General features: G+C 32.8%; 12 protein-coding genes. All 12 read right to left on the bottom strand.

Annotated elements, in window-relative coordinates; all coding sequences use genetic code 11:
• Position 1 precedes the first annotated feature (1 nt).
• Complete coding sequence (locus RWL85_RS04830) at positions 2–1,588, bottom strand: glycosyltransferase family 52 (RefSeq protein ID WP_314085541.1); 1,587 nt, start codon at positions 1,586–1,588, stop codon at positions 2–4.
• Positions 1,589–1,856: 268 nt separating this feature from the next.
• Positions 1,857–4,385: an SIALI-17 repeat-containing surface protein gene (locus RWL85_RS04825; protein WP_314085539.1), complete on the bottom strand. Its 2,529-nt coding sequence runs from the start codon at positions 4,383–4,385 to the stop codon at positions 1,857–1,859.
• Positions 4,386–5,165: 780 nt separating this feature from the next.
• Positions 5,166–7,106: a fructose-specific PTS transporter subunit EIIC gene (locus tag RWL85_RS04820; RefSeq protein WP_314085537.1), complete on the bottom strand. Its 1,941-nt coding sequence runs from the start codon at positions 7,104–7,106 to the stop codon at positions 5,166–5,168.
• Positions 7,107–7,185: 79 nt separating this feature from the next.
• A complete protein-coding gene (locus tag RWL85_RS04815) occupies positions 7,186–8,103 on the bottom strand; it encodes a 1-phosphofructokinase family hexose kinase (RefSeq protein ID WP_314085536.1) in 918 nt (305 codons plus the stop codon).
• Complete coding sequence (locus tag RWL85_RS04810) at positions 8,103–8,861, bottom strand: DeoR/GlpR family DNA-binding transcription regulator (RefSeq protein WP_314085534.1); 759 nt, start codon at positions 8,859–8,861, stop codon at positions 8,103–8,105. Before RWL85_RS04810 ends, RWL85_RS04815 begins: the two co-directional genes overlap by 1 nt.
• 367 nt (positions 8,862–9,228) lie before the next feature.
• The gene (locus tag RWL85_RS04805) at positions 9,229–10,608 is read right to left on the bottom strand and encodes an ATP-binding protein (protein ID WP_314085532.1); all 1,380 of its coding nucleotides are present in this window, start codon (positions 10,606–10,608) and stop codon (positions 9,229–9,231) included.
• Positions 10,609–10,802: 194 nt separating this feature from the next.
• Entirely contained in the window at positions 10,803–12,218 is a 1,416-nt protein-coding gene (locus RWL85_RS04800; RefSeq protein ID WP_314085531.1) for a hypothetical protein, read from the bottom strand.
• Positions 12,219–12,518: 300 nt separating this feature from the next.
• On the bottom strand, positions 12,519–13,445 hold the full coding sequence (locus RWL85_RS04795) for a nitronate monooxygenase (RefSeq protein ID WP_314085529.1): 927 nt from the start codon (positions 13,443–13,445) through the stop codon (positions 12,519–12,521).
• 104 nt (positions 13,446–13,549) lie between these two features.
• Positions 13,550–14,536, bottom strand: coding sequence for a putative sulfate exporter family transporter (locus RWL85_RS04790; protein ID WP_314085527.1), 987 nt, complete (start codon positions 14,534–14,536; stop codon positions 13,550–13,552).
• Positions 14,537–14,847: 311 nt separating this feature from the next.
• Positions 14,848–15,579 carry a hypothetical protein gene (locus tag RWL85_RS04785; RefSeq protein ID WP_314085525.1) on the bottom strand — a complete coding sequence of 244 codons (732 nt, stop codon included), beginning with the start codon at positions 15,577–15,579 and terminating at the stop codon, positions 14,848–14,850.
• A complete protein-coding gene (locus tag RWL85_RS04780; protein ID WP_314085523.1) occupies positions 15,572–16,963 on the bottom strand; it encodes an AAA family ATPase in 1,392 nt (463 codons plus the stop codon). Before RWL85_RS04780 ends, RWL85_RS04785 begins: the two co-directional genes overlap by 8 nt.
• A gap of 241 nt (positions 16,964–17,204) precedes the next feature.
• A complete protein-coding gene (locus RWL85_RS04775; protein WP_314085521.1) occupies positions 17,205–21,203 on the bottom strand; it encodes a ZmpA/ZmpB/ZmpC family metallo-endopeptidase in 3,999 nt (1,332 codons plus the stop codon).
• Positions 21,204–21,362: the final 159 nt, after the last annotated feature.

Raw genomic sequence — 21,362 nt, 5'->3', positions numbered from 1 at the left:
CTTACCTCATCACATCTTCTAGTCTTAATCCACGACTCCTCGCGAGTCTACTTCTAAAAACCATCTCTTTTTTATAAAAATCTGACAACCTATAGTATGCAGTAACTGTGTTTAACATCAACGCATTATCTTTTGTCACCATACGAGCCCACAAATGCCAATCTTCAAATCCATCAAATTCCGAATCATACCTTCCCGCTTCTTCATAGGCTTTCTTTTTGAAAATAACAGTAGAGTGGTTGAAGATATTCCTATAAGCTAAAGTTAACCATAATTGTTCTCCTGAAAGAGTGTTAAAATAATTCCTTCTTATACCACCAGGAATCTTATTTTCATCCTCGATAACTTTCGAACCAACAATATCCAAATCCGGATTCGAGTCCAACTCATTAAGAAGAAAATCCAAATGCCACGGCATCCATTCATCATCAGAGTCTTGTCTTGCGATATAATCAGCTGTTGCTAGAGCAATCCCTGCATTTAGAGCTTTTGAAATCCCCCCGTGTTCAATTTTATGATATACCACTCTAGTATCTTCCAAATATTTTTTACATATAACTTCCGTCTCATCAGTCGAACCGTCATCTACAACGATCAACTTATAATTGGTATGCGTTTGATTTAATACTGATTTTATAGCATTCTCGACAGTTTCCTCGCTATTATAAACTGGCATAATAATGTCTACAACAGTATCCGATAAAGGTAAGTCGTCTATACATTCTATCCCTAGATTACTATATATCTGCGCTTCATTCGTTGTCAAAAATGTTCTAAAACTTTTCACACTGACACCAGGAATATCTTTTATTAAAACAAATGACGTTGAGTAGAAACCATAGACTTCGACAAATTCGTATTCTGTTAACAACCTATAAACTTCTTCTTCAAAACAAAAATTAGTAGTTACAGTAGTAGTATTTCCTATTTTCAGAGAAACTCGTGGATGAGGATAATACAAAACATCTCCTAAGCTATCCAATGCTTTTTTAGTTAATTTTTTTGTAATTGCTATATCCTTTTCATCAATACAAGATCCTAACGCTTGCCCTAAAAATACTCTCACCATTTTTCCATTATTTACACGAATAAAATCTTCTGGCTCCGTATTAAAATCTATTTTAATGAGTTTTGAATTTGGAAATATAGTATTACTATCGAATATCGTGTAATGTCCTTGAGATAACTCTATAACATTTTCTAAAGTCATACCATTGTGCGATATTACTCTACTTGGATTTACAGTATACATATTCGGAGTTATCAGCGAAGTACTACCGTCATCAAAGGTAAATAGTTGCATAGGAGCAACACTTAATATACCTAAAGCAATCGGATTATCTAAACTAGCAAGATAGAACTTTTCTAGTTTAACATCCTCCAATTTCCCCCTAAGTTCACTCTCCCAGCTTTCATCTTCTATAAATAGAGTATCTTCGCAAAATTCAGACATTCTCTCAGCGTATATTCTTTGTCTATCATCATAAGACATTCTTTGGTAGATTCCTATAAATTTTTCTCCAGTTGTTCGTGCTATCTCTCTCGCTATTAAAACTTGAAATGGTGAGGTACAAAAAATTATATTCATAAACCCACTCCTCTCTTTTCAAAAAACTGCCTTTATACTACATAATAATCATAAATAATTTTATCACGCAAAAATAAGGTAGTCAAACTAATATTAATTACGTTGATTGGCAACGCAAATATTCAAGTACATTTTCTCTTAATTTCTAACAATCCCCATCAAATAGTAACCTATGGAACTCTATAATTATTGTCAAAACGACCAGAATCCCAATATTAAATTGATGTTCTGGTCATTTCTATAATTAGTTTTTAGTTTTATACAAAAATTATTCTTCTCTTTGTCGTTTTCTCACAGCTAGTGCTGTTCCCGCAACTAACGCTGCAAATCCTACAGTATTGGCTACGTTACTTGTTTCGCTACCTGTGTTCGCTAAACGTTTCACCTGTATTAATGTTCCAAGTTGACCTGGAGTAATTTCTTTTTTAGGTGTTTTAGGTGCCGGCATTTGCTCTGGTTTTGGCTCTGGGTTCGATTCTGGTTTTAGTTCTGAGTTTAATTTTCTGAATACATGTATAACAATATCCTCTTCTTGATTTCTGATAGTTTCAACATATTCATACCCTTCAATTGTTCCATGTTCAAATGCTTTATTCGATTCTCCTAATTCAAATGGCGCTTTTACATCTGCCTGTTTTAATATGGTACCATTTTCATCCACCCATTTTGTTGTGATTAATGTTGGTTTTATGTAGATTGGTGGTTCAAGTAATTTAGCATCTTCCTTATTCCCAGGATATTTTTCTATTTCAAGTACTGGAGGTTCGATACTATTCGCACCACCTCTATACTCATCCTTCTCATTTACCGGTGGATCTACACTAGCAACTCCACCAGTAAATTCTGGTATTTCTTGAATAGGTGCATTATCAGGATTGTTGGATTTATTTACTACTAATTCATAATAGTGGTTTACAACCGGTCTACCATCTCCCATTACTTGATATGCACGAATAGGCGTGATAATTTCTTTTACCGTATATTGAGAGAGTTCTTCAGTTATTGTCTCTTGTTTTGTTATCTCTTCTTCTTGTGTAGTCGAATTAACTTTAGTAACTTTTATATTCTTTAAATCATCAGAAACAACGACTCCATCTTTACTAGTATGCGATAAATTTTCTGTTCCTTCATTAGAATTAACTCTTTCCCAATTTGTATATAACTCTGGGTAAAAAGTACTTGTAGAAATTTTTCTAATTCCACAATTATTAGCCTTACACTTTGCAATGCTATCTGAATTAACATATGTCATTTTTTCGTCATTAATCAATTTTCCCTTTTTTCCATTATGTTGAATCAGTGTTGTTGTAGTTCCCAATGAAACAGACATATTTTCTATAACTTTTACTCCAGATTCCAATTTTAATTTTAATTGCTCTAGAATCTCTCTATTATCATGATGAAAATTAACATAATAAGATTCATTACTATTTACAAGTATATTATTTTCCGTGATAAAGTTTGTTATATCCTGAATTAGTTTATCCATTTCTGCTTTCTTTTCTTTAAATTCAAGTTGACCCACTTCATTTTTTTCAGTTCTATTAAAATACTCTAATACTTGTAGCACTTGAGATTCAACAATTTCTATATAATCTTGAATAGTATCCCTTTTAAAATTCGGTATAACAGAAGGGACAAATCCATCATACCCCTTATAATAAGCTAATTGATATGCCGTTCCATTATTTTTCTCACCAACTTCCCGCTTATTACCTACAAAATCCCAATATTTGTAATTAAATATTGCAGAACCTTTATCAACTTCTTTTTCAAAATAATAAAACGCATAAGTAACATAACCTCCCAAATCCTCGGATACTTTTTCAGAAATCACCTCAGGATTGCCATCTACTTTATGTCTTGAAAATTGATTTTTACTTTCTATATTCTTTGTTGTTCCTGAAGCATAGGTATCTCTATCCATCACAAGAATAGTATCTCCTTTTTGAAGAGTCACATTTTCTTTAGTAAAATCTTTAGCATTTGCTTGTCTACTTTCCCATGCAGTTACAGCTTCTTCATCACTTGTAATGTTTGAAGTTTCTACAAATTTACCATAATGTCCATCTGAAGTTTCTTCGACTAAGTAAACTTTATCCGTTATCTTTCCATAATTAATTTCACCTAGGTTATTATGTAATCCTTTAGGGGAAACTGCTATCTCTACATCGTTGAATTTTGTTTTATCAAATAAAGTTTTTTCGATATTTTCAACTTCAGAACGAATATATTTATAAGTTTTACCATCCACTTCTACTGTATCTTTTTTACCAGTTTCAATTGTAATAGCAGATCCTGTTCTAGTTTCAATTGATTCACGGTAATCTTTACCATCAGTATCATAGGTAATTCCTTTTTTATCATACGGTGTTATTACTGTTCCTATTTCTCCTTCTACTGTTTCTGTTTTTAGTAATGATTTATCAGACTCAAGTTTGTAGTTGACCGTTGCTTCCGTTTTAAAGTTTAGTGTGTCATTACCGTCCACATCACCTGTGTTATGATTCGCTTTTGTAGGTTCAGCTACATCTTTTCCTAATACAGCATCGACTGTTACAGATTTTAAACTTATATCATCTGTAAATGTTGTAGCTGAGGTAGAGGCTACTTTTGAAGTATCACTTACTACTGTTACTATATCCGTACCATTTGAACTTACATTAGCTAAAGCTGTTCCGCCACTAGCTAATAATCCCATTCCTACTAATAATGTTGCTCCGATTAGCTTCGAATCAGTGCGCCCATCTTTATATTTCCTTAACGAAAACCTTTCTTTTTTCTCGTTTTTAAACATTAATTTCCCTCACTTTTTCCATATCTATTATTTATTTTTAATAAATTTCCTATTTCTCCTTGAAAAAATCTAGATTAAATAAAATTACTTTTATTTCAAAATCCTATATATAAACCATATTCTTTATTAAAATTCTACGATTATTTTTAAATTAATTATGTAAAAACTTACTGATATTTATTTTCTCTTATATTACATAACTTCAACGCATTCGAGTTAGCTATTTTCATCTAATTTCACAAATAAATTTAACATATTTTTAATATTACATTTTCCGCTTAAAATCAACTTAAAATAGGCTTCACAACCTTATTTTTCTGAAAATATAACATATAAAAACCACCTATTATTTTTCCTAAATATGAAAAAGTACACAGTAAAAATATATCTAAAATTAAAATATTATTATTTTCTTTTCTAAAAAATTAATTATAAATAACTTTGCATTTATTCACTATTATTTATCCCCAAATCTATTCTTATTTTAAACAATTGTAATAAAATAACTAATTTTATCTCTACTTAGTTAGTGTCAACATACTTAAACACTCATCCAAACCACCCAACACTTGTTATCTATTAACCACCTATAACCATTTCTATACTCACAATAATAACTTACTTCAAAATTAAAGTCACAATATATAATGGTATTCACCATTCTAACTCTTCTAAATCTATAGAAAAATAAGCCGCCAAGGTTCCAAGCTCTGAATCTTGAAACTTCAACGACTTTTTTATTTTAGGTATTTTCTTATAATTTTATGACTTACTAAAAGATTATTTTACTATCTTTTTACCAAAGCTTAATGATGCGATTAATAGTAATGCTCCTAATACTGCTCCGATTACTAATGCCAATAGATACATAAGTGGATTACTTACAGCTCCTGCTGCGATAGCGAAGATTCCTCCGTGCGGAGCTTTTGATACAGCTCCAAAAGTCATACTTAAAGCTCCTGCGATACCACTTGAGATGAATAACGGCGGAATAACACGTGCTGGGTTACTTGCTGCGAACGGGATAGCTCCTTCTGTGATGAATGATAATCCCATTACGTAGTTTACTAATGCTCCACTACGTTGAGCTTTTGGCCAGATATTTTTGTTGATTGTTGCTGAGATTGCAATTGCTAATGGAGGTACCATACCGCCGATCATAACTGCAGCCATTACATCACTTCCTACTGAACCTGCAGATGTTAATAAAGCTGTTCCTGTTACATATGAAGCTTTGTTTATTGGACCACCCATATCAATAGCCATCATCGCAGCTACTACGAATCCAAGGATGAATTTACCACTTCCGTTAAGACTTTCGATAAAGTGTTTTAATCCTTCCATAACACTTGCCATAGGCGCGTTGATTAAGAAAATCATTAATAATCCCATAATAAGTGACCCTAAGATAGGGAATAGGAAGATTGGTTTAATACCATCTAATGAACGAGGCATCCAGCTGAATGCAATTTTTAACACTTGTATAATTCCACCAGCTAAGAACCCGGCTACTAACGCTCCTAAGAATCCTGAAGGAGTATACGCTAATAAATCACTTTTCAGACCTAAAATACTTGGATCTGCTAAGATACCACCGATCATACCAACGATGAACCCAGGACGGTCAGCAATAGAACGACCGATGAATCCAGCTAGGATTGGTAACATCATACTAAATGAAATTTTACCGAAGTAGAATAACACTTCTGCAACTTTGTTATAAGATGGATCTTTAGGATCAAATGAGTTAATACCCCAGATAAATGATAACGCGATAAGAATACCTCCAGCTACTACGAATGGGAGCATGTTACTTACACCTTCCATTAGGTGTTTATAAGCACGACGACCGATACTTTCATTCGCTGAAGACTCTTCAGAAGCATCTGCTGCACCGTCATGTTTGTAGATAGGAGCTTTCCCATCTAAGATTGTTTGGATAAGTTCTTCTGGTTTATTAATTCCATCAGCTACTTTTGTCATAATTGTTGGACGTCCATCAAAACGTGCAACTTCTACTTTTTTATCAGCCGCAACGATAATTCCCGCTGCTCTTTCGATATCTTCTTTTGTAAGTTTGTTTTCTACACCGATTTGACCGTTTGTTTCCACTTTAACATCTAGTCCCATCGCTTTAGCTGTTTCTTTAATTTTTTCCGCAGCCATAAATGTGTGGGCAATACCTGTTGGGCAAGCTGTTACCGCGATAATATAAGGTTTTTCTCCACTTGGAGCTTCCGGTTTTTCTTCTTTTGGGACTTCTGTTTTCGCTACGAAGTCTGCGAATACTTTTTCTACGTCTTCTTTTGTTGCAGCTTTATCTAATCCTACTTTTACATCTGCATCCATAAGAGCTTGTGATAATGAAGCTAGAGCTTTAAGGTGCTCGTCTGCTCCGCCATCTGGTGCACAAATCATGAAGATGTGTTTAGCTGGTTGTCCATCAAAACTCTCCCACTCAACACCTTCGTCACTTTTCGCATAAACAATCATCGCTTTATCGAAGTCTGTACTTTTTGCGTGAGGGATAGCTACATTTTCTCCTACTCCCGTAGTTGATTGAGATTCGCGAGCTAGTAATGCATTTAAAAAGTTATCTTTACTAGCAATAATATTCTTTTCCACTAACATACTTGTTAGTTTATCCAGAGCTTCTTTTTTATCAGTAGCACTGAATCCGAATTGAACTAAGTCATAATTTAGAACATCTGTTAATTTCATTTCTTTCTCCTTTGTTTTATATTTCCTAGGAAATACTTTTTAACTCGTTTTATTTTTTCTGTAAATACTTGTCGAATTTTTATTTTAATTTTTCAACTTTGATTTGTGGAATTAATTCCGCAATAAGTTTCTTAGTTCCTACACCTACTGAGAATGATGTCGCACCTCCTGCAGCCGATGCAAAACGCAGAGCTTCTTTGTAGTCTTTTGTTTCGTTATATTTTGCAACAAACATCGCAAGCATACTATCTCCCGCTGCAACTGTCGATATTATCTCGCCTTTAGCTACATTAACCTCAAATACTTCTTTATCTTCAGTCAGTAGTAAAGCTCCATTTGCTCCACGTGAAACAAGAACATTTTTCGCACCACGCTCTTGTAATTTTTCAGCATACTGCAAGATTTCTTCTTTACTATTTAGAGTAACACCAAACATTTCCCCAAGCTCAAATTCATTCGGTTTAACTACGAATGGTTTGTACTGAAGTGTATCTAACACTAAGTCCTTGTTACTATCTACTACTAATGTTGCTCCTGAAGCAGATACTCTCTTCGCAATAGTTTTGAAGTCTTCTACACCCATTCCTGCTATAATATTACCCGATAAGAATACTACATCTTCTTCAGTCAATACTTCTAATTTTGTAAAGAAATCACTTACGTTATCTAGGTTTACACTACTACTTTGACCATTAATTTCAGTCTCTGTATCTGTAGTTAACTTCATATTAATTCTAGTTGCCCCGCGTGTTTCTACAAAATCATGTTTTACACCTAGTTTATCTAGCTCAGATTTTATAAAATACCCTGTGAATCCAGCAACAAATCCCCAAGCCTTACTCTCAACACCTATGTTGTTTAATAAAATTGAAATATTAATTCCTTTTCCACCTACTACATACTTCGCTTCTTGGGTTCTATTTAACTTACCCAGTGCAAAATTTTCCGCCGTTGTTAACATATCAACAGCAGGGTTTAAAGTGATTGTATAATACACTATTGTCCCTCCTTTATATTTTTTACCTCTATTATATTTTTATATTTTCTATATCCCTCTGGAACTTCATACGATACTATAATTACATCATCTAGTTCGGCAAATTTTTGAAATTTTCTATGACCAAACTTCGACTTATCTGCTAGAATATATTTCTTCTTACTGTTTTTCAGTCCAGTTGCTTTCATAAAAGACTCGTTCTCTTCGGCAGTTGTTATTCCAAAGTTTTCATCAATTCCATTACATCCTATAAAACACATATCAAAACTATACTTTTTAAGCTGTTCAATAGCTACAGAACCTATAACCGCTTGTGTAGAGTGTTTTATAGTTCCACCTAAGATGATTGTATGAATTTTGTTATTTATAAGTTTCGGTAAATGATACGTTGAATTCGTCACCACCGTTAATTTTCTATCTCGAAGATACTCTATCATCTCATATGTCGATGTTCCTGCATCAAGATAAATTGTCTGCCCAGATTGTAAAATATTCTCACAAATATATTTAGCAACTTCTCTTTTCTCTTGTAAAAAATCAGCACGTTTCATTTCGACACTATCTTCACTTCCACGAGCTGCAGAACGTTTTATCGCACCCCCATGAGTTCTAAACAATAAATTTTTTGCTTCTAGATTCGTAAGATCTCGTCTGACTGTAGCTTCTGATACATCACAATGTTCCATTAAGTCTTTAAGACTCAATGAACCCTCCTTATCTAACAAATCTAAAATCTTATTCCATCTTTCATTTACCATTTTTCTTCTCTCCTAACTCCCAAGATTATTATATCTAATATAATATAGCTATTCAATCAATTTCAAGCAAAAACACTCACAATTAATCAAAATTATTGATTAATTTGAGTGTTTTTATTTTTATTTTTGACTGTTTTTCTAAATGATGAGCGATTTATAGTTTTCAATATCGTTTTCACGATATTTTCATAACAGTATAGAAGAGTACACCTATAATCAAACTTTAAAATCAACTTTATTAATGAAAGTTTTTTACAATTGTACTTGAGCGATTCAATCATATATTTCACTCTCTTAACACATAACTTTCTATATTTTGCATATCAAATTTTACTACTTATAAGTATTATACTTTAAAGTAGTAAAATTACTCGTATAATTCATATAATTCATTTAACGTAACTACAGTTACACCTTCTTCTGTCAAAATATCATTATTTTTCACAAATAAATATTTATATATAATATATTTATCAAAAATTTCCGACCTTTGCGACAATAAATCTATAGTTTTCTGTAATTTGAAAGAATTACGCCACTTACATTCACCTACTATCATTTTCTTATCAAGAATAGAATCAACAATAACGTCTATTTCTTGAACACTACCTTTTTTATCTTTTCCCCACCAACGACCAAAAGTTTTTGCAACAAATGGCAATTGTTTATTTATATTCATTCTTCTCAAATACTGTCTTGATATTTCCTCAAAAATAGATCCAACAAAATTCGGTAAATCACTTAGCGCTACTTCCGCATAAACATCTCCATATCCTCGCTCTATTTCTGCTCTAACAGAAAATACATAACGATACCAAAAAGCTAAAAAATTCTCTGTAATAATATACCTGCTAGTTTTCCCTTTCAGCGAATTGGCACCAAAAGGAATTACTCTTTCGATATAATTCAAATCTTGTAAGACTAATAAATATTTCGAGACTATATTAGTTTCAAGTTTAGTATAACTAACAATTTCTCCCAAAGTATTCGATCCACTAGCTATTGCCTGTAAAACCGCATTATAGTTAGCTGCTTCTCTAAATTCTTGCTTCATGAGAAGCACACCTTCATTATTTAAATATCCATTAATATCAAAATAGAGTTCTTTTATATTATCTTCAAACGATAATTTTTCATCTATTAATGTTAAATAGTACGGCGTTCCACCTACACAGGCATAATATTTAACCTTATCTTCATTACTCGCATTTGGATAGAATTTTGCAGAATCATAGTAGTCTAATGGATTAACTTTTAGCTGTCCTGTTCGTCGCCCAAATAAAGGACTTTTTTCTCCTAAAACTTGGTTTTCCATAAAACTCATAGAAGAACCACAAAGAATTAAGAAGATATTAGTATCCTTCAACTCATGATCAATAACATGTTGCAATATAGAATTTAAAGATTTATTAGCTGTTGCTGCATATGGATACTCGTCAATAATAAGAACCAATTTCTCCTTTCCAAATTTTTCTTTTATCAAGTTAAAGAAATTATTCCAATTTTCCACACTTGGAAAATTTGTTATTCCCATCTTCTCACCTAAGATTCGAGAAAATTTTTGAAGATTCAACATATCGTTTACTTCTTCTGCAGGCAAATATAGTGAATTCTTATCTTTTACAAATTCAGTTAATAAAAACGTCTTCCCTATACGACGTCTACCATAGACAACAGCCATCTGAAATCCTTTTTTATTGTACATCTTCTCCAAAGAATTCAACTCTTTTTCTCTTCCTAAAAACATAAGTTCACCTTCTTATTATAAATTATTTTTATCATTACTCAACTTTTTACTACTTATAAGTATTATACTTTAAAGTAGTAAAATTAGCAAATAAGAACAAAAACATTACAGAACACATCTGCACTTATGTTCAAATAAAAAATAAGAGATTCTAGCATTTCTACCTGAACCTCTTTAATCTACTAGACTATATTTTATCTTCTTTTTTTGAATCCAACTTCTTCTTCAGCTTTATTTAACTTTTGAAGTCTTCTGCTTCTAGCTCCACCTGCAACTTCAACTTTTACTTCTGGAGTTGTTTCTACTTGTGGTGCTACATCCTCTACTGTTGGAGTAACCTCAACTTGTGGTGCTACTTCTACATTTTGTTGCTCAACTACAACCTCTTCAACTTCATTCACTTCTGGTGTTTGTTGTGAATGTCCTTGAACTTCATTTACGTTAAAACCCTGATTTTGTTGCCCTTCTTCTGGAGTATTTTGGTTAAAACTCTGACTTTGTTCCCCACCTTGCGGAGCGTTTGGATTGAAACCTTGTGGTTGCCCTTGGAATCCTGGTTGTCCTTGTGGATTAAATCCTTGCGGTTGCCCTTGGAATCCTGGATTTGGTCGCCCTTGTTGAGCATTTGGATCAAACCCTTGTGGTTGCCCTTGGAATCCTGGGTTTGGTCGCCCTTGCTGAGCATTTGGATTAAACCCTTGTGGTTGTCCTTGAAATCCTGGATTTGGTCGCCCTTGTTGAGCATTTAGATTAAATCCTTGTGGCTGTCCTTGGAATCCTGGTTGTCCTTGTTGAGCATTTGGATTAAACCCTTGTGGCTGTCCTTGGAATCCTGGATTTGGTCGCCCTTGTTGACTATTTGGATTAAACCCTTGTGAGTGCCCTTGGAATCCTGGGTTTGGTCGTCCTTGTTGACCATTTGGATTAAACCCTTGTGGTTGTCCTTGGAATCCTGGGTTCATACCATTATTAAAATATTGTTGGTTTGGAATTGAATTTCCAAACTGATCATATTGAACAGGTTGTCCAAAAGGGTTTCCAAATTGACTATAGTATTGTTGCGCTTGAATAGTTTGTCTTAAGAAAAATTTAGCAAATTCACTGTTAGAATTCGTTTCTACTGCATTAGATGGTAATGACATTAATACAAATAAGAAAACAATACAGTACACTGGAGTTAATAAATACACTGTGAAATAAGATAAAATATAATATAAAGCTATTAAAATAACAATTCCCCATGTAGCAAATCCTACATCACGAAGTCTTCTTGCGAAACTTGCAGTTAGCGGTAAAATTAAAATAATTCCAGCTATCAGCATAAATATTCCGAATGCTAACCCTGTTTGAAGAGTAGAAACTCCATCACTAAATGCACTTCCACCTAATAAGTATCCAAAATCACTTGTTGATCTTCTTCCAATACTAGAAAATGAAGATAATACTCCTTGGAATACTAAAACTGTTAATAAAATAAATCCTCCTAAAATACTTCCTACAGGAAACCAGTGTCCAGGTACTGAAGAGTACCCTGTAAAATCCACAAATCCTTTGAAGAAATCTTTAAAAGAAGAACCATAAGTAACATGTTTATGCCTTTGGTCTATCATAAAACCCTCCTATAAATAATAAAATAAATATATACCTATAATATAACAAACACTAACCATAGTCAATTGAAATATAATTAAAACCTATAAAATCTTACTATTTCTATTCCTCTATATAACTAAACTTATATCTTGATATATTAACTTTACACTTTCAAATTGTTTTTAATTTTCTCTATCAAAAATCTCAGATATTTCAATATTAATTATAAATTCTAAAACACTACTACTAAAAATAACACAAGAAATTGCATAAAAAAGTCTGGGTAATTAACTAATTACCTAGACTTCTCTCAACAACTATATTTCCGTTTTCCCTAACACTCCTCGTGCTTCTTCAATTACACTTTCTATTATAACTTTTACCGGACGAATTTCACTTACTAATCCTGCGATTTGCCCTGCCATTACAGAACCATTTTTAACGTCACCATCGTATACAGCACATCTTAATGAACCTAATGTTAATTCCTCTAACTCCATAAGTGTTGAAGATTGTTCTTCCAATTCATGGTATCTTTTTGTAAGTTCATTTTTAATACCACGAACAGGTGCTCCGAATTTTTCTCCTGTTAATGTCGTAGATGTATCATCCGCTTCTATAATCATGTTTTTATACTCATCTGTCACCGGACACTCCTTAGAAGCCAAGAACACAGTTCCCATTTGTACACCGTTCGCTCCAAGACAATAAGCTGCAGCCATTCCTCGACCATCGGCTATACCACCAGCTGCGATAACCGGAATATTCACCGCACTTGTTACTTGTGGCAGTAGTGACATAGTAGTACTTGTTCCTACGTGTCCTCCTGCTTCCATACCTTCCACTACAACTGCGTCGCACCCTAACTCTTCCATTTTCTTCGCAGCCTTAACAGATGGAATAACCGGTATAACTTTTATCCCTGCCTCTTTCAAACGTGGCATATACTTTCTCGGAGTTCCTGCTCCTGTTGTGACAATTTTAACACCCTCTTCGATAACAACATCGATTATCTCTTCGATACTCGGCATCATAAGCATTAGATTTACCGCAAAAGGTTTATCTGTAAGATTTTTACATTGTTGAATCTCTTTGCGAAGCTCCTCAGGACTTACACCTCCAGAAGCTAAAATCCCCAAAGCTCCAGCGTTAGAAACAGCCGAAACAAGTTCGTGCCTTGCTATTTGAGCCATTGCTCCTTGAAAAACTGGATACTTTATTCCTAATAAACTAGTAATCGTCATAATTGTTCTCCTCTTTGTTTATTTCATATTACAATTAGCATTGGACTAATTTTATTTAAAATTTTCCAATCTAACATTTCCACATAATACTTAGCGATATATTTCTAAAAAATAAATTTCGCAATAACATAACACACTATCATTAAAATGATCGATGATAAGAAACATGCTGTAAATACTCTTATACCACGTTCTTTTATAACTCTGAAATTAACACTCATCCCTAACGCCGCCATAGCCATACCTAAGAATACATATGCAGCATCTACAAAAAATGGAGCTAATGGTTTTAAGAAAGTAACGTAACTTCCCAAGATACTCATAAAGATAAATCCTAGGATAAAGTACGGCATCGGAACTTTTCCTTTTGTTTCATCTTGAGTTTTTTTATTAACAACAACCAGTATTCCTGCGACTACAATAAGCATAAGAACACGTGATAGTTTAGTAAGAATCGCAGCATCAAGCGCCACTTGCCCGCCTGCTCCTCCTGCCGCAACTGCATGAGCTATTTCATGAAGACTTCCTCCTGTAAACACTCCGTAGTTGTATGCATCAAGACCTAAATAAGGCTGCAGACTTACCTCTATCAACGTAAACACCGTCCCCAGTATCGCAACAACCGCAACCGCAAGAACGCTATTATCTGTTTTTGCTCGAAGTTGACCACTTACCCCCATAACTGCCGCAGCACCACAAATACCGCAACCACACGAAGAAAGTAACGCAAGCTCATGATCCACTTTAAAAGCTCGACACATAAAGTAAGTTAAAGTTACCATGAATAACACGATAAAGAACGCCACAATCAACGTCTTCTTACCTTCCGATAAAAGTCTATCTAACGCCAACTTAAATCCTAATAAAATTATCCCAAGGCGCAAGAATTTATTACTTATAAACGGAATATCCGCCTTAACCTGTTCTTTTAATCCTTTCGACATTTGTAACGCCATACCGATAACAAGCGCAATTACCAAATGCCCAAAAAGTTTTAGCGCTGGTAATTGCGCAAGATATTTCGCTACTAACGAAATAACTAACATTATACCTAATGTATAATAAAAATTAACACTCTTAAACCTGTCCATACGTGTTTCTCCTTTTATAATATTTGTTTAAAAATTTATTTATACAATCTTAAAAATCATGGACAATAATAAAAAACTAATCATTTCTACAATTTAAACACAGGGAGTGACTCAAAAATCGTGATTTCGGAGAAATAGATTTTGTCGAGTCACCCCGTACAGTTTATTAGATATCTAAAAGCTTTTATGAAACGAATTTAGATATCAACAAACCACTGCGTCTATGAGTTTTCATGTAAACTATTTTTAAAATCTAGTACTTTTGAATCAGCCTCACTAACGTATATCCTCTTAATGTCGGCTAAGCTGATTTATAAGTTATTTTCAATATTTAATAACTTACTACTCACAAAATGTAAATCTTTTAAAAATATATGAAAATTACAATACCTCTTTAGTGAATTTGTACCATCTAAAATAAATTCCCATGACTCTTTATACTTATCCCCCTTTGAAAATGATGAGTTGCACATAAGTTCACAAAAACCTTCCACATCATTTTCATATCTATCAGAGAATTCCTCCGCTAAATCCCATTTTTCATCAGTGGACAAATTTTCAGTTACGTTATTAAGAACATGCTCTCTATTTCTAGAAAAATAATAAATTCTATACGGTATATCTCTTAATATTCGTTCAGTTGTACATAAAAGCTTTACTATTGCAGTCTTCCTCTGATTTCTCTCTTCTAATTTTTCTTTATTTTTTACTAGTATTTTTTCTTCAGTATATTCTATCTCCCCTTGTTTTTTTTCTTCAATAGCGTCATCTGTTATAAATGAACCATCTGTATCTATCAAATGAACTATTTCCTTTATGTCTTTTTTCTTTAACTTAGAGACATCTAAGTATTCATTAATCTCTCTTCCTATTTTTTCTTTTATATTTTTTGTAGTACATTTAATATCCGATGTAATATCTCTATGTAAAACATCAAACTTAACTTTATCATTTTGCAATAACTTTTTCAAAATTGGTTGTAATGCTGTTTCATCTGTAGATCCTTCTACTACAAATAAAACAACCTTCTTCATTTTACCCATTAGATAACACCTTCCCTATTTTTCCAAAAGCCTTACTAATTTCTATTTTATCTGTTTCTTGATATAACTCCTCTTTTTGTCCACCAAGCATAATAGTACGTATATACAAATCTCTCAAGTTATTATTACTTTTGACACTTGTTAATTTTATATAGCGATTTTCAGGATTTGTTGTTGTAAATATTAAGTTACTTTTTGGTATAGTTTCTAAAATTCTCAAATTGTGTGAAGTAAACAGCAATTGTCCTTTAGCTCTCATACAGAAAACCTCCAGCAACTCCCCTAGTAAATACTCAAAAATCCCCGCATCTAGTTCATCAACAAATAAAGTTATGTCTTTTTCGTTATATACATTAATTAAAACATTTAAAATTGATAATATTTTCAAAATACCATGTGATTCAAATTTTAATGGAATACTTATCCCATCACGATTAGAAAATAACTCTAGTTTATTTAAAATTACTTCCTCTCCATTATCCTTTACATCAACAACTTCTTTACCTAAGTTCAATATTTCAACTGTCATTCCAGGAATTATTTTTTTCATTACAATATTCATACAATCTACGATTTTCTCAACTATTTCAAGTTGTCTATCATTCATAAATGTAGGTTTTTCTAACATCAATGCTATTTCACCTTTAGAAACATGGTTATTTTCTGTAATCTTAAAATTAACCGGAATAAAGAATTTAAATTCTATTGCTCCACTATTTTCGGAAGAAATAATAAATAGGTTTATATTAGCATATCTATTCAACCCCTTCAAAATACAATATTCTTCTTTAAACTCATCCTTATACTCTCCCAACATTTCCATAAACATTGAATTAAACAAATAAGATTTACTTTCTTTTCTAATTAATTCATTAATAACCATTATATTTATCTTATTACTAACATCATTAAACGAGTATTTAGATAATTTATCTACCTTAATTTTAGGGGTTAAAGGTTTTTTCTTAGAATCAGCATATTTAAATAAAATTTTCTTTCTACTAATTTCATCCTCATTTTTTTTCTTATATTTAATCTCCTCTGAGTCTATTAGACACTTATCTTTCTCTTTTTTTATAGTTACCTCATAATCAACAACATACTCAATCATCTTATAATCCATATCAAAAGAGACTGCTACTTGCATATAATTTTGGTTAGCCATTATATAGTGTCCAGCATCCTCCAATAACGGTTTACCTATCATTAATTTTTGAACAAGTTCCATAGCATCAATAATAGCAGTCTTTCCCGAACCATTTTGACCATATACACCTAAAATATCTTTACTGTCAGGATTCAAAACTCTTGGAAATTGCAACTCCCCATATTTAGTATTTTTAAAATTTACAACTTTAATTTCTCTAATCTTTACGTTAAACATAGCTTTATTCTCTCTTTAATAATAATACTTACTTTTTCTTTTATTTCAAAATAATTATAATATTTTTTTTAAAAAAAATCAATTTTTTATAATAAAAACGGAACATTTTGTTTCGTTTTTATCATAAAAGATGAAAATTCAAATTTTAACCACATTAAAGTAGAGCACTTAAAAACAACCTGCTTTATCAAGTACTTCCTCATCTGATAAAGCAGGTTGTATACTACACCTTACACACTTTTTATATTCTATAAATAGACTCTGTAAAGTCTTGTGATTGTCTTAAGTATGCTTTATAGATCTCTTTTTTAAGTTTTTGCACTGGAGTTTCTATAAACATAAATTTCTGAGCCGTTGTACTACCTGCTTTTATTTGAGCTACTTCTTCTCGTACAGCTTCATTCATAAGTTGTTGTAATTTTTCTTTACTTTCAATTACTTCTTCTCTTCCGTTATAATTTATTGTAATAGATTTCAACCTATCTAATTTTGCAACACGCTCACTAATTTGATCTTTTTTGAAAGCCGTATATGTTTTTCCTAGAATTTTTTCAAAAATATACTTATCAGATAATGGTTTTCCTGCCGCTTCTGCTTCTGCTTTAAACTGATTCGATACATAAGGTACAAATCCTTCATAATAGCCCAAAGCTCCCATAAGCTCAAAGGCTTGTTTTCTGAATGTAATATCCCCACTCATACCTTTATCATTTTCACTAACTCCAAAAATTGTATCAAACATATCTACAAAATAATATCCATTGGCTAAGACATCACCTTTTGCATTAAATCCATTTATAATGTAACGGTTCACTAAAATATTATTATCAATTAAACTATTAATATCCGTTAATTGTTTTGCTTCATCTAGTGTGATTTCTGAGATTTTTTCACTATTGTGCGTAGCTTTAACCGCTTGATTTGTGTATGTTACTGTCGCTCTAGGTCCTTTTGACGCAATCGGTGTTATCTTTTTGAAATATTTAGTTTTATCTTCTGCTAAAAGTTTCCTTGTCGCTTCCGCTTCTAAATAATCTAGACTATATAGCACATCAAAACTTCCATGCATGTAATTTCTTAAATCTGCAGCTGTCTTGAATCTATTAGGTGTTTTATTATAGAATCCGTTCTTATTACTTTCGTCAAAAACAAAGTTTAGGTTAAAATATGTATCTTTTTCTGGTGTATAAGAATTTTCAAAAATTCCTCGAGCATAAAATTCTGCAGCTGTACCATCTCGACGACCATGATTATTAAACAGTACTGTTCTGTCTAATAAGTGCGTCATTTCATGAGAGTAAGTCGCTGAACCTCTATCATCCAGAACTCTATCTATAAAGTAACGGACACCTACTCCATTCGCTTCTGCACCTACATTTTGCGATGGTGAATACAATCCTAGAGGTGTCATAAAGTCTTTAACCCCTTTATCCGCTGTTGGTCCCGATTCTTTAGACCATATTGTCGCTATTCCAGCAAACTCATCAGGCGTATATTTTTTCATCGTATCTACAATTACTCTATTAGTAATTAGTTTTGAACGATTTTCTTCTTTTGTTATTCTATATAGAGTATCAATATAATCTGCCTGTCTTGTCGCAGTTAATTCTATCAATTCTTTAACCTTATTAAGCTCTTCGGCATATTTAGCTTTATTTGTTTTCTCTAAAGAAGTGTCCATATACGTTCCGATATTTCCATAAGTTACCGTCGCCATATTAGTTATAGCATACACGCTTGGTTCTTTAATATTTACCAAACCTAATAATGTAGCTATGTTGTGTTGTCTTCTATTTTTTATTTGAAGTTCTTCTGCCCCATATTTCTCAGGAGGCGTAGTTAATTTCGTATATAATTCTACTTTTTCATCAGGTTTTTGTTTCGAAGCTTTTTCAACTACGATAGCTTTAGTCGCTTTCTTCAACCACGTATCACCGTCCATATTAGTGAATGTAGTTCTATTGTAATCAAGGAAATCTAGTAGCGTTGGTTTATCCGTGATTTTCCCGAAGTATTTCTCAAATGTTTTTGGACTATTAGTTAGTTTTAATTCGTCATAACTCATAGATCCAAGATGTGTCAACCAATCTAAAGATGTAACATTTTTCTTACCAAATGAACTTGGATTATATGCTAGTATATCGCGAATATTAGTGTCTCCAAAGTCTATATTATAAAATCTATTTATATAAGATAATCCTAATAATATTTTTTCTTTATTAGCTTCAATATCACGTCTAACTTTTTCTCTATTTTGTGGCGTGTCTCCAATAATGCTCAATGTATGCGCCGCAACTTTTTTCAACCTAGCATCTAAATCTATTTTAGTCTCTTCTAGCGTTTCTTTAATCGATAATTTTTCTAGATACTCTTTTCGTAAAACTTCTTTTACTTCTTCATCAGTTATCGTTGGATTAGTTTTTTGTAATTCTTTTCGTTTTAAGAATAAATCTCGATTTATTTCTATATCTGATGGAGTTAACTGAGCTTTTAACTTTTCATTTGTCAACAAGTCTACATTTCTCATCTCCGCAGTAGCTTCCGTTACATTTACTGCATTTTCTAATTCACTATTAACCGGTAGTAAATGAGGTTTCTCTTCTTTAGTTCCAACATAGATTACTCTTGGTATCGCAAGTCTAGTTATTTCAGTTTCTTCTTTTGGATTTGTTAATTCACCAGTTTTAGGGTTAACTTCATAAGTTATAGTTTTTGTTCTTTCACCCTGTTCTCCCTCAATAACAACTTCCCTTCCTTTTGGAAGTTCAGGGTCATCTTCTCTCACCTCTGTGATTTCTATAGGTTCTACTACTCTCTTAACATTTCCAACTTCTATAACTCTATCTAACGGTCGGCATAATATTATTTTAGAAATATGTTCTACTGGTTTTCCAGTAGATTCATCACGAATATACGAAGTAGTAATTACTTCCGTGCCTTTACTACCTTCTACTATTTCATCTTGATCTCTAAAGTTTAAATCATATGGGTCGCCTGCACTATAAATTGTTTTATAATCCAATTCTTCTACGGTAGTTATTGTTGAAATAGGAATAACCGATTTTCCGTTAATAATTATCGTCGATGTTTCAAAGTGTTTTAACTCATCAGCTGTTGGTTTGGTGCATTTCCTGTTATCCTTTATTCGCACTGGTCGTGGCGCTGGTTTTGATTCATTGATGTCTACTGTCGTATCATTCCCTTTCGGTTCTTCAGCCGGTCTAGTAGGTTTTGGACTTACCTCCGGTGTTGGTTTTATTTCATACTCTGGATTCTCTGGTTGTACTAAACTATCTCCTTTTATACTAACGTATGCTATTGGGTTTTCTTCTCGTACTAATGTAGGTCCATTCCAACTTGCTAGCGGTTTTTCTGGTTGTACTAAAGGCTCTCCTTTCTCACTCACTACTCCTACCGGGTTCTCCGATTGTACTAAAGGTTCACCTTTCTCGCTTACTACTCCCACCAGGTTCTCCGATTGTACTAAAGGTTCGCCTTTCTCGCTTACTACTCCCTCTGGGTTCTCCGATTGTACTAAAGGTTCGCCTTTCTCGCTTACTACTCCCACCGGATTCTCTGGTTGTACTAATGGCTCTCCTTTTTCACTTACTGCAACTTTCTCCTCTACTAGCCCAGGAGTAAACCCTCCTCGTTCTTCTATCTTGATAGAGCTACTTTTGTTTGTACATGTATTCCCTGTTTCAAAATAGTAACCCGTAAAACTATATCCAGGTATTTCCTCTGGACTCGGTAACATTCCACCTATTGAAGTTTTTATCACAACTGGTTGAATTTCTTTAAAATCTTCAAAAGCCATCACTTGACTTAAATTGCCACCGACAGTTAACATACTAACTAAAAAGATCAATTTCCCTTTTTTCTTTTTTATCAACGTTAAACACACCAACAACAATGCTCCACCTAAAACTGCAGTTCCCGATGTTACTCCACCCGTACTTGGTAATACATTATTTTTTTTATATACAAAATAATATGACTTACCTTCTTCTACTGTTATTTTGTTTTCTTCAAAAACTTTTAGCTGACTTTTTATTTGTTCCGATAAACTACTATTATCAACCGCATGAATACATACTTCTTTTTCCTCTATCGCCTTAGCTTCACCGGTATAACTTAAAGATAAAAACAAACTTGTTCCCAACAATACAGAACAAGCACCCATCTTATATTTCCTTATTGAAAAATACTGCTTCCTTCTAAAATTTTCTTTCTTCGTCATCTTTTCCTCCGCTATTTCTTTATTCAATAACCTTTTATACTATATCAAATTTAACCTTTTTCCGCAAGAATAATATATTGATATTTTGGTCATTTTTCAAAAAAATAAGCCATATGGCTAAGTATCAATAGCACTAAGAGAGGTTTATACCTCTCTTAG

The organism is uncultured Gemella sp., from assembly GCF_963515875.1.
Taxonomy (GTDB): domain Bacteria; phylum Bacillota; class Bacilli; order Staphylococcales; family Gemellaceae; genus Gemella.
This window is presented reverse-complemented; position numbering and strand designations above follow the sequence as displayed.

Excerpts from the sequence above, each read along its gene's own strand:
- RWL85_RS04830 (WP_314085541.1), bottom strand. The coding sequence starts at position 1,588 with ATGAATATAATTTTTTGTACCTCACCATTTCAAGTTTTAATAGCGAGA.
- RWL85_RS04825 (WP_314085539.1), bottom strand. The coding sequence starts at position 4,385 with ATGTTTAAAAACGAGAAAAAAGAAAGGTTTTCGTTAAGGAAATATAAA.
- RWL85_RS04820 (WP_314085537.1), bottom strand. The coding sequence starts at position 7,106 with ATGAAATTAACAGATGTTCTAAATTATGACTTAGTTCAATTCGGATTC.
- RWL85_RS04810 (WP_314085534.1), bottom strand. The coding sequence starts at position 8,861 with ATGGTAAATGAAAGATGGAATAAGATTTTAGATTTGTTAGATAAGGAG.
- RWL85_RS04805 (WP_314085532.1), bottom strand. The coding sequence starts at position 10,608 with ATGTTTTTAGGAAGAGAAAAAGAGTTGAATTCTTTGGAGAAGATGTAC.
- RWL85_RS04800 (WP_314085531.1), bottom strand. The coding sequence starts at position 12,218 with ATGATAGACCAAAGGCATAAACATGTTACTTATGGTTCTTCTTTTAAA.
- RWL85_RS04795 (WP_314085529.1), bottom strand. The coding sequence starts at position 13,445 with ATGACGATTACTAGTTTATTAGGAATAAAGTATCCAGTTTTTCAAGGA.
- RWL85_RS04790 (WP_314085527.1), bottom strand. The coding sequence starts at position 14,536 with ATGGACAGGTTTAAGAGTGTTAATTTTTATTATACATTAGGTATAATG.
- RWL85_RS04785 (WP_314085525.1), bottom strand. The coding sequence starts at position 15,579 with ATGGGTAAAATGAAGAAGGTTGTTTTATTTGTAGTAGAAGGATCTACA.
- RWL85_RS04780 (WP_314085523.1), bottom strand. The coding sequence starts at position 16,963 with ATGTTTAACGTAAAGATTAGAGAAATTAAAGTTGTAAATTTTAAAAAT.
- RWL85_RS04775 (WP_314085521.1), bottom strand. The coding sequence starts at position 21,203 with ATGACGAAGAAAGAAAATTTTAGAAGGAAGCAGTATTTTTCAATAAGG.